The organism is Paraburkholderia sp. EG304 (assembly GCF_046543485.1).
Lineage (GTDB): Bacteria > Pseudomonadota > Gammaproteobacteria > Burkholderiales > Burkholderiaceae > Paraburkholderia > Paraburkholderia youngii.
Genome location: NZ_JBKGUA010000014.1, coordinates 105,194 through 119,815, shown reverse-complemented (window position 1 = coordinate 119,815; position 14,622 = coordinate 105,194). Strand labels below are relative to the sequence as shown.

The following is a 14,622-nucleotide window of genomic DNA, read 5'->3' as shown; positions in this document are numbered from 1 at the left end:
GACACAGGACGAACAAGGACGCCTTTCACACCAGTGGTGAACTCATCGTCCTCGATCCGCCTCGTCCGCGAGCGCAGCGTCGATCGTCTGGAGCGCATAAAGGAAACCCAGGCTGCCGCCCTCCTGCCGTAGCCGCCGCAGTTCCTTCAGCAACGCGGGATCGCGATTGCCAGTGCCATACGAGACGAGCGCCCGTGCGCGCGCCACGAAAAATGCAGAAAAGGGCGATGGTTCGCGGCGCGCGTAGTCTTCAAGGGCCGCGGCATGATGCGCGGCCGCATCCCAGCGTTCGCGGTCGATGCATGCATCGATCGCATCGCGTCGAAAGAGGAAGTGGTTGTGGCTCACCGCTCCGGCAGCGAGCAAAGCTTCGCCTTCCGCGAGCGCCTGTGCGAAGACTACGGGGTCGTCCGTCGTGCGCGCGAGCACGCCGAGATAAGCCGCGCCCAGGTAGTTCATGCCGGTCTCGCGACTGATCGACAGCGCCGCTTCGATATTGGCGCGCGCTTCGCGCTGACGGCCGGCGACACGATGCATTTCCGCGCTAAATGCGAGCGCTTCACCTTCGAAGCGCCTCGATTTCAGCTCGCGCGCGCACTGTAGCGCAGGAGCCACGTGCTCCCACGCGCGATCCCACTCCGCGCGATCGTGCAGGCAGTGCCATGCCGCATGATGTGCGACGGCAAGCGCGCGGGGATGACCCACCTTCTGCGCCGCGGCGACGCTGGCGAGGGCGGCGTCGAGGGCGCTCGCGGCTTCGCCGGTAAACCACGTGGTGATGGCCCGCATCGGCAAATTGGCAACCTCGATGCGTCCGAAGCCATGGCATTGACAGAGTTCGATGCAACGGCTGAAGGCCTCGTGGGCGCTGATCATCCGCCCGCGCATGTACTCTGCATCGCCAAGGCCGCCAAGTGCGGCCGCCTCCTGTTCCGGATCACACGCGTCGCGCGCGAGGGCAAGGCTGCGTCCGTGTTCACGCACGCAACCGTCGATATCGCCGCGCGGAAAACACAGATTGCCGCGCAGGAAGTGAATGCGCGCCTGTTCGTGCGCAAGGCCTTGGGCGGCTTCGGCGGCATGATCGAGGTCGGCCCATGCACCGTCGAGATCGTCGATGATCCGCTTCACAGTCGCCCGCCCGATCCATGCGCGGCAACGCTCCGCGTCGGACGTCGCGAATTCGAGGGCGGTTTCGAACGCATGGAGCGCCGACTTCATGTCACCCAGGTCATGCAGGACGTTGCCACGCAGACACTCGAGTGCGGCGCGCTCGCTACGTTGATCCGCGAGAACGAGCCCGCGTTCGACAAGCCGCAGCGCGGTTTCATGGTGATAGCCCGACGCCTGCGCGCGCGCTGCGTCGCAATAGGCGAGCGCTGCCCCGGGGTCTCCCGCGCGATCGAGATGTTCGGCCCGCAGCACGAGGTCGCGCTCGCCGTACCACTGTGCGGCGCGTCGATGCAAATCGCGGCGGCGGCTTTTCAGCAGCCCGTCATAAATGGCGTCGCGAATGAGTGCGTGATGGAAGATGAATCCGCTGCCTTGACGTCGTAACAGCAGACCGATCACGAGCGGTTCCAGCGCAACACCGGCATCGGCGCTAGCGCCGTCGCCATCGACGAGAAAATCGACTGCATCCTTCTCAAACAACTGGCCGAGCACCGAGGCAGCCTGCAGCACGGTCTTATTGGCCGGATCGAGTCGATCCAGTCGCGCCTGTACGAGGCTTCGCACCGACCCCGGCACGCCTGTCCCTTGACCGTCTTGCGCATCGTTCAGCAACTGCTCGAGAAACAGCGGATTGCCGGCCGCCCGTGCGATGCAGCGTCCCGCCAGATCCGCCTGCGCCCCGGGGAACGATCTGGCCATCGCTTGCGCGTCGCCGCTGCTCAGCGGACCCAGATCGATCAGCGAATACGGCTCGCCGATCGCCGCGCGCCATGGCTCCTCGCTCGAATCGCCGTGCGTTCGCGCGGTCAGCACGAGTACGGCCGGACATTGCGCCATCGTTGCCGACAGCCCGGCGAGGTCGCGGAGCGTCGATTCGTCCGACCAGTGAATATCCTCGACGACCAGTACCCGAGGCCGCTCGCGGCTCGTGCGCTGGACGAGCCGGGTAAGGGCGTTGCGCCGGCCGCGAACGCGCATTTCGTTGTCCATGGCTTCGTAGACCGCCCGGTCCTCGAACCCCATCGGCACATCGACCAGATCTTCGAGAAACAGCGCGTCGCCAGCGTCGATCAAACCGGCATCGAGCGCGTGTTCGACGCCGGTGGCAGTCGCATCTCGATCAGTTGAGCCGTCGGGTGCCAACAGGCCGCGCACGAGAGACTGAATTGCGCCACGTCCGGTCGACGCACCGAAGTCGAGCACGAGGCCCGTATGAGAAACGAATCCTGACTCCCGTGCCGCGCGTTCGAATTCCTCGACCAGCCGGGTTTTGCCGATTCCGGCCTCACCGCGCAGCAGAACGGTGCGTCCGGCCCCGGTCTCACGGCACGAATCGAGCACGGTTCGAAACTGTTGCATCTCATGATGCCGGCCGACCAACGGCCGGCCCGGGCGTGAGCGCAGCAGGCCGGCAATAGACCACGCCGTGACCGCTTCCGCGAAGCCTTTGACCGACAACGCGCCGCGTTCGGCGCAGTCGAGGCGGTCGGCCAGCGGGCGCCGCACGGATTCCGATATCAGGATCTGCCCGGCCTCGGCCGCATCCGTGAGACGCGAGGCGAGGTTGACCGTGTCGCCGGTGACGGTGTATTCGCGGTGAGTCACGCTGCCGGTGCCGCTTGCGACGACTTTGCCGCCGGCTATGCCGATATGCACGGAGATGGAGCGGCCGAGAGAACGCGATAGGCCGGGCATTCCGTCCCTGATCGCGAGTGCCGCCCGCACGGCGCGTTCGACATCGTTTCCATGCGAGACCGGCGCGCCGAATACGGCCATCACGCAATCGCCGACATGCTTGTCGACGTGCCCGCCGTGCTGCTCGATGGTGCGGTCAGCCTGCTCGAAGTAGCGTTCGAGCACGGCGAGTACTTCCTCCGCGTCGACTTCACGGCTCATCTGCGTGAAGCCGGCGAGATCGGCGAAAAGGACGGCGACTTGCCGTCGTTCGCCCTTCGCCTCGGCTGGGCTCGCGGCGCTGTGCCGGGGTTCGGTTTGCGCCCGCAATTCACTCAACGCGGCGAGCAGTTTGCGGCGATGACCTACCGACGCTATACCCAGTTCTTTCAGATCGTCGGCGGTGAGATTGCGGAGCACGTCGGCGTCGATGGCGTTCTCGCGAAACACCGGTTCATACCGCTCCATTCCGAGGCTGTGCAGCCATACGGCGACGTCCACGAGCCCTCCTGACAGGAAGGTTTCGAATCCGTCAAAGATAGCACGCGGTTACACCGCGCCCGGCCCGCGGTTCGAGCGTGCCAACGCGAGCGCCAGCCTTGCGCCGACCTCGGCATTGTGTTTTACGAGCGCGATGTTTGTCGCCAGGCTGCGCCCGCCTGTCAACGCTTTGATGCGCGCCAGCAGGAAGGGGGTCACCGCCTTACCGGTGATTCCTTGCGCAGCGGCCTCGTCGAGCGCCTGCTGGGTCAGCGCGTCGATCTCTTCGGACGACATCGCTGCCGCTTGCGGCACTGGCGTGCTCAACACCACACCGCCGTCGAGGCCGAGGTCCCACTTGGTGCGGATGAAACGTGCCTGCTCCGCCGCGTCGTCCAGCCTGAAGTCCGCGCGAAAGCCGCTGTCACGCGTGTAGAACGCCGCAAAATTGTCCTGTTCGCAACTGAGCACCGGCACGCCGTGGGTTTCCAGATATTCCAGCGTGAGCCCGATGTCCAGGATGGACTTCGCACCGGCGCAGATCACCGCGACCGAGGTCTTCGCGAGTTCCTGCAGGTCGGCCGAGATGTCGAAGGTCTCCTGTGCACCTCGGTGTACGCCGCCGATGCCTCCGGTGACGAAGACCTCGATGCCGGCCAACGCCGCGCAGATCATCGTGCCAGCCACGGTCGTGGCGCCCAGGCCGCCGCCAGCGAGGACGGCCGGAAGGTCACGGCGGCTGACCTTATGCACGTGGTCGGAACGGCCGATCATTTCCAGTTCGTCGTCTGAAAGACCGATGCGGATTCGACCGCCGATCAGCGCGATCGTCGCCGGTTCGGCGCCCGCGTCACGGATCAAGGCCTCCACTTCGCGCGCGGTGCGAACGTTCTCCGGGTAGGGCATGCCGTGGGCGATGATGGTCGATTCCAGCGCCACGAGCGGGCGGCCGGCGGCCTGCGCAGCGGCGGCAGGCGCGCTCCAGGTCAACCAGGAGCGTACAAGGTTGGCAACCATGTCGATCCTTTCGGGGGGCGATTCATCGAAGTATGCGGGACAAGACCGGGTTAGGTGTCCGTGTGTCCCTGGCGCCTTAAAATGACATGGGCGGCTTTCTCCGACGCTACGAATTCAACGCATTCGTATCCCAGAGCCCGCAAGTCGACCCCTTCGAACAGCGATTCTCCCCGGCCGAGCAGGACCGGCGCGATAGCAATGTGCAGTTCGTCAATGAGGCCCTCGCGGAGATACTGCCGGATCGTCTGCGGCCCACCGCCGATCCGCACGTCCATTCCGGCAGCGGCCTCGCGTGCACGGTCGAGCGCCTCGCGAATGCCCCCTATGACGAAGTGGAACGTCGTGCCGCCCGCCATCTCGATGGGGGCACGCGGATGATGGGTCAGGACGAAGACCGGGACGTGATACGGCGGACTGTCTCCCCACCAGCCTTTCCAGCTTGTGTCCGGCCATTCCCCACGAATGGGGCCGAACATGTTCCTGCCAAGAATCCAGGCCCCGACATTCTGAAAGCCGCGGGCGGCGAAATCATCGTTAACCCCTGTCGTACCGTTGTCCTTGCCGAACAAGGCTCGCTGGAAAGTGCGGGTTGGGACTAGCCACTGATGCAATTCCGTCCCGCCAATGCCGAGCGGATTGTCGATGTCCTGATTCGGACCTGCACCGTATCCGTCGAGCGAGATGGTGAAGCCCTGAACGCGAACGCGTGTCATCGTTTCCCTCCGATTGGACGCCTAACGTAATGTGGACTGTGGACCGTAGATCTGCATGATTTGCGGAACTACGCGAAATAGTCTGGCAGCAGATTTATGCTTAACCATACGTGTTCAAGAGAATTTTCTGAATTTGTAGGTTGGCATACAGCAGTGATCATCCGCCCACAGTATCGCCTGCGTCAGGCGTACGATAAACAGCATCGTCCCGTTGGCGGACGCCTTGATTGATGGGAGGATCGAGATGAGACGTCTTTATTTCCTCGCACCCGACACGACGACGGCGAAGGCGATCGTAGACGACTTGCTGCGCTCGTGAATCACATGGCGGCATATCCATGTTCTCGCGAATCACAGCGTCGCACTCGAAGAGTTACCCGAGGCAACTTTGCTGCAAAGCAGCGATGTCGTGCACTCGCTCGAACGCGGCGTGGCGCTCGGCGGTGCGACCGGAGCGCTCGTTGGCCTCGTGGCGCTGGCGTTTCCTCCCGCGGAGCTCGCCATTGCGGGCGGAGCCGTCGTCGCATTGACGTTGGCAGGTGCCGGCTTCGGGGCCTGGACGGCCGCGATGATCGGCGTCGGCGAACCGAACGCACAACTCGAGCGCTTTCGGGGCGCGATACGTGACGGCCAGCTCCTGATCATGGCCGACGTGCCTGGATCGCGCGAACAGGAGATCGAGCAGATGGTCGCGCAGCATGTACCGAAGGCCGATCTGGAGGGCGCGGAGCCCACGATGCCGATCTTCCCGTAAGAAGCGGCTGAGACGAGGCCATCGGCGTCAGCCGGATGGGTAACAGAGGCGTCCCGGCCAATGCCGTCGCGGGCAGCTTTCGTTAGAATCTGTTTTCGATTCTTTTACTCGTCAATTACTGGAGGCGAACGTGCCAGGTTTACTTCCCGATGTCGACCGCGAGGGACTCCTCGAATATTCGGTCGTGTACACCGACCGATCAATCAATCATATGTCGGAGCTCTTTCAAGGCGTCGTACGCGATATTTCCGCCTCCCTGAAAAAAGTCTACAACGCGAAGTCGACCGTGATCGTCCCCGGCAGCGGGACGTTCGGCATGGAAGCCGTCGCCCGGCAGTTCGCGACGAACAGGAAGTGTCTGGTCATCCGCAATGGCTGGTTCAGTTACCGCTGGTCGCAGATTTTCGACATGGGCGGCATTCCGTCTGAATCGATCGTGTTGAAGGCGCGCCCGGTCGGCGAGGGAAGGCAGGCCGCCTATACCCCGGCTCCGATCGAAGAAGTGGTCGCTGCGATCAAGGAACACAAGCCGGACCTGGTGTTTGCGCCGCATGTCGAAACCGCATCCGGGGTGATGCTGCCCGATGCCTATATGCGCGCGGTGTCCGACGCCGTGCATGCGGTCGGCGGCATGTTCGTTCTCGATTGCATCGCCTCCGGCACGATCTGGGTGGACATGCAGGCGAGTGGCATCGATGTCCTGATCAGCGCACCGCAAAAAGGATGGAGCGCGTCACCTTGCTGCGCCATGGTCATGCTCAGCCCGCTCGCCCGCGAACGAATCGACGCGACGACCAGCACCAGCTTCGCTTGTGATCTTCGCAAGTGGCTGCAGATCATGGAAGCGTACGAGAACGGCGGGTTCGCGTACCACGCCACGATGCCGACGGACAGTCTCGCGACGCTGCGCGACGTCATGAAGGAAACCGAAGCATATGGCCTCGACAAAGTGAGGGCAGAGCAGCTCGAACTCGGCAAGCGCATTCGCTCACTACTGAGCGACAAAGGCTTCAAAAGCGTCGCGGCCGAAGGCTTTCAGGCTCCGGGCGTCGTGGTCTGCTATACGGACGATGACGGCATACGATCTGGCAAGAAATTCGCCGATGCCGGTTTGCAGATCGCGGCCGGTGTTCCTCTTCAATGTGACGAGCCTGACGATTTCAAAACCTTCCGCGTAGGATTATTCGGCCTGGACAAACTGCATGACGTCGAGGGTTCGGTCGCCAGGTTCGCCAAGGCGCTCGACAGTATTCTCTAGCGCGTTTTTCCAAAGCATGTGCGCTTGGCTCTGCCGGAATAGCTATGCGCACTCCAAAGCCTGAGCTATAGCTGCGAACGTAGTTGTAGATGATCGGCTCCGCCGCTATACCACTTGCTTTGACCGAGTAGCACTGACGAGTACCGCGACTAACCAGCCGCTTCCCGCCAGCGTGTTCGAGATTTTGTGATTGCTACTGAGTCACTGGATCGTGGCAACACACGCAAATCCTGTTTCCCTCTGGGTCGCGGAAATACGCGCCGTAATAGTTCGGGTGATAGTGCGCGCGCAAACCGGGAGGGCCTTCGCAAGAACCTGTGTTTGCCAACGCGGTAGCGTATGCGCTGTCGACTGAACGACGATCAGGCGCAAGCAATGCCACCATCTGGCCGTTTCCGTGTTCCGCTGGGTTGCCATCATATGGCCTGCCGATAAGGAAAAGCGGTCGAGTCATACCACAGCCATCCTCGGCCCTTTAGGCGTTCGCGAGTGCCGGGCCTGCGACTGGAAACCTGGAAGCTTCGATTAATGAATCTGTAATAGCGAGCGACAGAACCGTGCACGCATGCCCCATCTTGGGCGGACTAAGGAAAGCGCGCTCGCACATGGTGCCTGGGTACATGCCGCATTCGGCGAAGAAGCCTTCTGACGGTCCCGCCACCCAATCCTGCTCCGTTCCTCTCAACATCCATCTGATCGCCGTAAAACCCAACGCGCGGCGCCTCCGATAACTCTCCCGCTCCAATACCGTTCGTGCAAATGGCATGACAGTTGCTTTGAACGTCCCCGCGCGCTGAGCCACGGTCATCGTAGGCCAGCATCGGGATGGGCGATCAACGGAGAGGCAAATTGAAACTAATAACTGCGGTCATCAAGCCATTCAAGCTTGATGAGGCTCGTGAAGCCTTGTCATCGCTTGGCGTCTCTGGAATCACGGTGACGGAGGTCAAGGGCTTTGGGCGTCAGAAGGGCCACACCGAGATGTATCGGGGCGCGGAGTACGTCGTCGATTTCCTGCCGAAAGTGAAGATCGAGGTCGCCGTCCCGGATGACATCGTCGATCAGGCTATCGAAGCGATCGAGCGTGCGGCGCGTACGGGCAAGATTGGTGACGGGAAGATCTTCGTGACGCCGATCGAGCAGGTGATCCGGATCCGCACCGGCGAGACCGGCGCCGACGCCCTATAAAGACATTCGGACAAGAGGAAAGAGAGATGCGCAAACTGTTGATGACTTTGTTGATGGCGGGCTCATTGCTCGCGGGCGGGCTGAGCCCCGCATTCGCGCAAGACGCGTCGGCACCCGCGGCCGCCTCCGTGCCGGTCGCGCAAGCGTCCGCGGCTCCCGCGGCAGATGCCGCTGCATCGGCGCCGGCCGCGCCCGCCGCGCCGACCGCACCGTTCTCGGTCGATTCGTCGAAGATCAACTCCGGCGACACCGCGTGGATGCTGACCTCCACCGCGCTGGTGCTGTTCATGACGATCCCGGGTCTCGCGTTGTTCTACGGTGGCATGGTCCGCAAGAAGAACGTGCTGGCGACGCTGATGCAAAGCTTCGCGATCACCTGTGTCGTGACGATCGTCTGGACCGTGATCGGCTATAGCATCGCGTTCACGCCGGGCGGCTCGTTCATCGGCGGCTTCTCGCGCGTGTTCATGACGGGCATGAACTACATCAAGGGCGACAAGGCCACGACGCTGACCGTCAGCCATCTCGCGCCGACGATCCCCGAGACGGTCTACTTCGTCTATCAGATGACCTTCGCGATCATCACGCCGGCGCTGATCACCGGTGCGTTCGCGGACCGCATGAAGTTCTCGGCGATGCTGGTGTTCATGACGCTGTGGTCGATCCTCGTCTACTCGCCGATCGCGCACATGGTGTGGGAACCGAGCGGCTGGCTGGCTACCGCGGGCATCCTCGACTTCGCGGGCGGCACGGTGGTGCACATCAACGCGGGTATCGCGGGGCTGCTCTGCTGTCTGGTGCTCGGCAAGCGCGTGGGCTACGGCAAGGAAGCCATGGCGCCGCACAACCTGACGCTGACGCTGATCGGTGGCGCGATGCTGTGGGTCGGCTGGTTCGGCTTCAACGCGGGTTCGGCGGTAGCGGCGGACGGCCGTGCCGGCTTCGCGATGTTCGCGACGCAGGTGGCGACCGCCGCGGCGGCGCTCGCGTGGATGTTCGCCGAATGGGCGGCCAAGGGTAAGCCGTCGGTGCTCGGTATCGTGTCGGGCGCGGTCGCGGGTCTGGTGGCGGTGACGCCGGCGTCGGGCTTCGTCGGCACGGTCGGCGCGCTGGTGATCGGTATCGTTGCCGGTGTGGTCTGCTTCTGGTCGGCCACGTGGCTCAAGCACAAGCTCGGCTACGACGATTCGCTCGACGCGTTCGGCGTTCACTGCGTGGGCGGGATCGTCGGCGCGATCCTGACGGGCGTGTTCGCGGTCAAGGACATCGGTGGCGCGGACGGTGACGTGCTGCTGCAGCTCAAGGGTGTCGCGACGACGCTGATCTATAGCGGGGTGGTTTCGTTTGTCCTGCTCAAGGTAATCGACGCGGTGATGGGCTTGCGCGTTGCCGAGGAAGAAGAGCGCGAAGGACTGGATCTGGTGCTGCACGGAGAGGCGGTCGAATAACGGTTGCGCCGCGAATGGAGTGGGTACGACGGTCACAGTCGGTCGTGGCCTGGCACTGACAGCGCTCAGGCCACGACCGAAGCCGGAGCCCACTTCGTACTTGAGGCATGCGGGCGTCTGTCCCGTAGGCGCCCGTATTGCCGAAGTTCGGCCAGACGAGCGAGGAGGTCGTAGCGGGTTCGAGCAACCGGATATCCGCCAGCCAATGAAAAAGGATGATCAGCAGCATATTGCGGTACTGGTTGTTCTTATATCCCAAATCGCCTTTCTGGCAATGTTCGCATTCGCTGAGCATGTCGTCAGGCATAACAAATGGATCGCCGCAGGATTTGGTTTCGACCTTCTATTCGGGCTGATTCTCTCGGTCGGTTTTGTCGGCACCTGGCGCGCGCGCTCTATCGATTCAGATTTTCTCGGCCTTCTTCTGGCCAATCCGGTCGAACTGGCTGTCGTTATTGCGACCGCCGGTCAGTTATTGGCCATTCTCCTTGTTTAAGGCGATCGGAAAGTACGCGTCGCGACATACGCTCAGCTATCGACATGGCTCGCGACAAAGCTCGCGAACGCGTTATACGGAAGCGGAAGCGCCGTGCCGTTGATCATCAGGCCGTAAGTGGAGTCCCCGCTATCGAGCTCGTAATACATCGCCGATTGGATGTTCTTCGTCTTTCTCGCCTGATAGTAACTGAGCAGACGCGAGCTGATGTAGTTGGCCCGGTATGCCTCGCTCTTCTCGGGCCCAGTGTTCCATTCCGAGATCATGAAGGGGACGCCATAGCGGGCCTTGCAATAGGTGGGCAAATCGAAGCCCGGGCCGGACCCGTCGGTGCCGATGTCGAAGATGTCGCCGTACACCTCGTAGTTGTGCCACGTAGTCAGGTCCCATCTCACGGTCGGATGGCCGCTCGTGCCATCGGGCTGCTTGCCATCCCACAGAGCGTCGGATGCGCCGGTATCCGCAACACAGAAGTTGACGCCGCACTTAGCGTCCGCCTGCACCGACTTCACTCCGTCGATCATGCCGCGCATCGCACCGCGCATCAGCGGCCAGTTCGCGTTGTTGAAGTCGGCCAGGCTCGTTCCCGCGCTGGTGGAGTCGAGAATGATCCCGTTCGCGCGCGTCAGTTCGTTGCCGCATTCATACATGGTCACGCCGTGGGGCTGCAATGCCGACGCGACCGTCACCGCGCAATTGAAGCCCCGCGTATAGGCCGCCGATTCACTCGTGAACAGGTTGCCGTTACCGTCGTAGATGCCGACGTCGACCAGCACGAAAAGCTTCAAGCCCGCCGGCTGGAATGCTTGCGCCAACGCCAGGACCTTGGCGAGTTGCGGTGCGTAGTCCGTACAGCTGAGCCGGTACGTCGAGCAGCCGAGGGCTTGCATGATCGATACGATATCTGAGGTCGAATAGAGGTAGTCGTAATGCCCGTTGATACCGTGAAACGAGCCGGCCGGTGCCGCGGTCGCGATGCGCGGATCGTTGCATGGCAACCATTGATCGGCATCGCCGCATACATAGAACTGACCGCCGGTCGATTGTGCCCAGAACTTGCCGCCGTACCACAGCAGCAGCGCTGCATTCGACATCGTGCCGACGGCACTGCGGTTGCGATACACGACGCCGTTCACGACGGTCCATATCGAGCCGGCCTTGTCGATCAGATACGTCGCGGGCGGGATCATCGCGCCGTCGGCCGAGGTGCCGCCCAAACGCGGGTCGTTGCACGCGCGCCATGTCGTTCCATTCCATCCGTAAAACTGACCGCCGGTTCCCACGTGATAGATCGCATTCCCGTACCAGAGGATCAACGAGACGTTGTAGGTGTTGCCCGCCGCGACGCCGTTCCGGTAGACAGACCCGCCGACCAGGGTCCACGACGCGTTCTGACCGTCGATGATCACCGTCGCCGGCGGGATCGTCGTGTTCTGCGGCGAAGCGTTCGAAGCGTTGCCGGGCGACCCCGAGTTCGGGTCTGATGCAGAGCCGGAGCTGTCGCCCGAGGTCGAGCCGGACGTATCGGCGGGTCCCGTTCCATTCGATGGCGCCGGCGACGAGCCGTTCGCGACGGTGGTCGCGCTACCTGTCAAGGGCGCAATACTCGAGCTGGTGGTGCCGGTGGTGCCCGTCGAGGCCGCGATGCCGGAGGTTGCCGTGCCGGTGGAGGGTGCTGCCGCCGTGCCCGACGGACTGGCGGAATTGCCCGTGGGAGAACCGCCGGTATCCTGCGTACCACTACTACCACCACCGCCGCCGCACGCGCTCAATACGACGCTTCCGCCGAACGCAGTAAGACAGCCAAGAAATTGACGTCGTCCAATCATGACAATAGCGCGGGCTGCCGCGAGGCGGCCCACGAGAAAATCTGGAGAGAGATGGGAGTCCTGCGGGTCGCGAGTGCGTCGCGTGAGCCGTTCAGGACATTTGATGTGCGGTAGTGGATGGTCTTTCGTTGCTGCGACCGATCACTGAGTCCGGCAAGTCATGGCTGTCTGTCGGCACAAGTTGCGCGTGGGAGCAGGGTGGTGCGGAAATAAAATCTTTTCGCTCGCAATGGATGAACTGCGGAAAGATTTCACTCGCTGGGTGAGGGCGTGGGAATCGGGCGAGGTGTGGGCAGCGGCGGACCTGGCTGGCCGCCGCCTTTCGCTACCGGTAGATCGACAGCAGTGCCGAGCCGCGTGCGCAGCGCAGTAAGAGATCGCGTCTCGCCGCGAGTTCCTGCTCCGAACTCAAGCCTTCGAATTCGAGGCCGTGCGTGCAAAGTGCCGCTGTGATGCCGCCTATGCGCGATGCGGCCCGACGATCCCCAGTCGCGCAATGCGCCGGTACAGCGTCGCGCGCGATATGCCCAACGCCTGCGCGGCGGCGTTAGGCCGCCACTGGCAACGCGTGAGCGCCGCGACGATGCGTGCCCGCTCGTCGTCGGCGCTCGCTGGCGACGTGGAGTCCGCCGCGAGAGCCGGTGTCGCAGCGGGCGCGAGTTGCGCGGCGAACTCCGGCGACACGTGCCGCAATTCGACGCGAGCCGAATCGCAGACCGCGCACGCATAGCGCAACACGTTGCGCAACTGCCGGATATTGCCGGGCCACGAGAAAGCGGCAAGACGCTCGGCGAATTGCGGATCGAGCATCAGCACGTGGCTGGCCGCCTGAGCTTCCTCGTTGAACACCGTATCGATCACACCGCGGATGTCGGTGCGCTCGCGCAGCGGCGGTATCCGCAGCGTCGCGCCGCTCAGGCGATAGTAAAGATCTTCGCGGAACGATCCGGCAACGACCATCTGCATCAGATCGCGGTGCGTCGCGCAGATCACGTCGATATCGACGCGCACCGGCGTGTCGCCGCCAAGCGGCACCACTTCGCCCTCGGCGAGCACGCGCAGCAGCCGTGTTTGCAGGCCGAGCGGCATGTCGCCGATTTCATCGAGAAACAGCGTGCCGCCATGCGCGAGCGCGATCTTGCCGCGCGCGCCGCGACTGCGTGCGCCGGTGAACGCGCCAGGCGCATAACCGAATAGCTCGCTCTCGATCAGCGGCTCCGGAATCGCGCCGCAATTCACCGCGACGAACGGCCGCGTGCGCCGCGAACCCGAGTCGTGCACCGCGTGCGCGAACACCTCCTTGCCGACTCCGGTTTCGCCGAGCAGCAGAACCGGCAGCCGCTTGCCGGCGATCCGCAAGGCGACTTCAGCGTTGCGCGCGACTCGTTCGTCCGAGCTGTGCAGAAAGCGGCTCATTGCGCCGATGCTGCTATCGGCGTGCAGATCGCCCGGCCGTGTCGTGACGAGCGGGCGAGCCGCGCGTCTCATCGGCGCGCGAATGCGTGCATACAGCATCGCGCCGGTCGAGCGCAGCCGCAGCGCCACGATCATGTCGGTGCGCGCGACGTCGTGCAGACGGACCTCGGACGTGTCGAATATCTCGTCGATGTGGCGCGGACCGTCGAGGCCCGCGATGCTCTCATGCGCCTTGCGGTTGGCGGCGGCGATGTTGCCGCATTCGTCGAATGCGATCAGCGCTTCGGGTTGCGCTTCGACGAAATGGCGGCTTTGATGGCCGAACAGCACCCAGTGCTGCGCGGTCTGGTTCAGGAAGTAGCCGTCCTCGATCAAACTCGCGCTTTGCCGCACCAGCTGAAACACCAGCCCCTGGCTGTCGCGGTTGTCGGGCGATCGGATCGCCGAGGCGTCGAGCACGCCGATCAATTCGCCGGTCGGCGCGAAGATCGGTGAAGCGCTGCACGTGAGCGTGGTGAACGCGGCGCGGAAGTGATCGGTCTTGTGCACCGTGATCGGCGCGAGATCGGTGAGCACATTCGCGATGCCACAGGTGCCTTCTTCGCGCTCGGACCAGCATGAGCCGATATGCAGCCCCGCATGCTTGAAATCGTTGCGCCGGTCGCGGTCGATCCGATAGTCGATCGTGACGCCGTGCGCGTCGGACAGCATCACGCAATAGTCGGCGACGCGAATCATCTCGTGCAGCCGCGTCAGGCACTGGCCCGACGCGCGCAGAAAGGCCTCCTCCTTGCCCTGGACTTCACGCAGCTCGGCGGACGACAGCACGCGCGGGCCGATCACGGAGCTGGGGTCGAGCCGGTACTGCTCGTACGAGCGTTGCCACGACGACACGAGGCGCGGCGAATTCGCTGGCGCGGGCAAGCGTCCTTCGATGGCCCCGCGTACGCGATCGACGTGCTGCGTTTGAGAAACATAGGGCATGGCCGGCTCCAGGCGAGCGACACCGAGTAGGGCGAGTCCCTGTCTTGTAGCACATCCGCAACGGGCAATCACATTGCGGCGCAGCACTCGAGCCGCGTGAGACGAACGTCTCAGAGGCTGGCGAGACGCTGGTCGCATCGCGCAAACCCTTGTCTGGCGCGGTGCCGCGCCAGCACCGCGACGTGCGTCGAG

The 14,622-nt window shown here is 63.4% G+C and carries 9 protein-coding genes and 2 pseudogenes; 5 read left to right on the top strand and 6 right to left on the bottom strand.

Features of this window, described 5'->3' with window-relative positions; genetic code table 11:
• Window positions 1–42: 42 nt before the first annotated feature.
• The 3 genes from ACLFKU_RS18630 to ACLFKU_RS18620 are packed head-to-tail and all read right to left on the bottom strand — an operon-like array spanning window position 43 to window position 5,057.
• On the bottom strand, window positions 43–3,348 hold the full coding sequence (locus tag ACLFKU_RS18630) for an adenylate/guanylate cyclase domain-containing protein (protein ID WP_410850049.1): 3,306 nt from the start codon (window positions 3,346–3,348) through the stop codon (window positions 43–45).
• Between the two features lie 48 nt (window positions 3,349–3,396).
• On the bottom strand, window positions 3,397–4,344 hold the full coding sequence (locus ACLFKU_RS18625) for a pseudouridine-5'-phosphate glycosidase (protein ID WP_410850048.1): 948 nt from the start codon (window positions 4,342–4,344) through the stop codon (window positions 3,397–3,399).
• A gap of 50 nt (window positions 4,345–4,394) precedes the next feature.
• Window positions 4,395–5,057 carry a dihydrofolate reductase family protein gene (locus ACLFKU_RS18620; protein WP_410850047.1) on the bottom strand — a complete coding sequence of 221 codons (663 nt, stop codon included), beginning with the start codon at window positions 5,055–5,057 and terminating at the stop codon, window positions 4,395–4,397.
• Window positions 5,058–5,301: 244 nt separating this feature from the next.
• On the opposite strand from ACLFKU_RS18620, the pseudogene ACLFKU_RS18615 reads away from it, so the two are divergent.
• Both ACLFKU_RS18615 and ACLFKU_RS18610 read left to right on the top strand, forming a co-directional pair.
• Window positions 5,302–5,811: pseudogene (locus tag ACLFKU_RS18615) on the top strand (DUF1269 domain-containing protein).
• Between the two features lie 130 nt (window positions 5,812–5,941).
• Window positions 5,942–7,069 (top strand): aminotransferase class V-fold PLP-dependent enzyme, encoded by a 1,128-nt coding sequence (locus ACLFKU_RS18610; protein WP_410850046.1) that lies wholly within the window; start codon window positions 5,942–5,944, stop codon window positions 7,067–7,069.
• Between the two features lie 193 nt (window positions 7,070–7,262).
• Here ACLFKU_RS18610 and ACLFKU_RS18605 read toward each other — a convergent pair.
• Window positions 7,263–7,517 (bottom strand): annotated as a pseudogene (locus ACLFKU_RS18605) (VOC family protein); the annotation flags it as partial.
• A 401-nt stretch (window positions 7,518–7,918) separates the two neighbouring features.
• Here ACLFKU_RS18605 and ACLFKU_RS18600 point away from each other — a divergent pair.
• The 3 genes from ACLFKU_RS18600 (at window position 7,919) to ACLFKU_RS18590 (ending at window position 10,201) form a co-directional block, all read left to right on the top strand.
• The gene (locus tag ACLFKU_RS18600) at window positions 7,919–8,257 is read left to right on the top strand and encodes a P-II family nitrogen regulator (protein ID WP_368583888.1); all 339 of its coding nucleotides are present in this window, start codon (window positions 7,919–7,921) and stop codon (window positions 8,255–8,257) included.
• 26 nt (window positions 8,258–8,283) lie between these two features.
• Window positions 8,284–9,705 carry an ammonium transporter gene (locus ACLFKU_RS18595; protein WP_410850045.1) on the top strand — a complete coding sequence of 474 codons (1,422 nt, stop codon included), beginning with the start codon at window positions 8,284–8,286 and terminating at the stop codon, window positions 9,703–9,705.
• 205 nt (window positions 9,706–9,910) lie between these two features.
• Window positions 9,911–10,201 carry a hypothetical protein gene (locus tag ACLFKU_RS18590; protein WP_410850044.1) on the top strand — a complete coding sequence of 97 codons (291 nt, stop codon included), beginning with the start codon at window positions 9,911–9,913 and terminating at the stop codon, window positions 10,199–10,201.
• 32 nt (window positions 10,202–10,233) lie between these two features.
• On the opposite strand, the gene ACLFKU_RS18585 is transcribed toward ACLFKU_RS18590, so the two are convergent.
• Window positions 10,234–12,030, bottom strand: coding sequence for a hypothetical protein (locus tag ACLFKU_RS18585; protein ID WP_410850043.1), 1,797 nt, complete (start codon window positions 12,028–12,030; stop codon window positions 10,234–10,236).
• Between the two features lie 459 nt (window positions 12,031–12,489).
• A complete protein-coding gene (locus ACLFKU_RS18580; protein WP_410850042.1) occupies window positions 12,490–14,430 on the bottom strand; it encodes a sigma-54-dependent Fis family transcriptional regulator in 1,941 nt (646 codons plus the stop codon).
• Window positions 14,431–14,622: the final 192 nt, after the last annotated feature.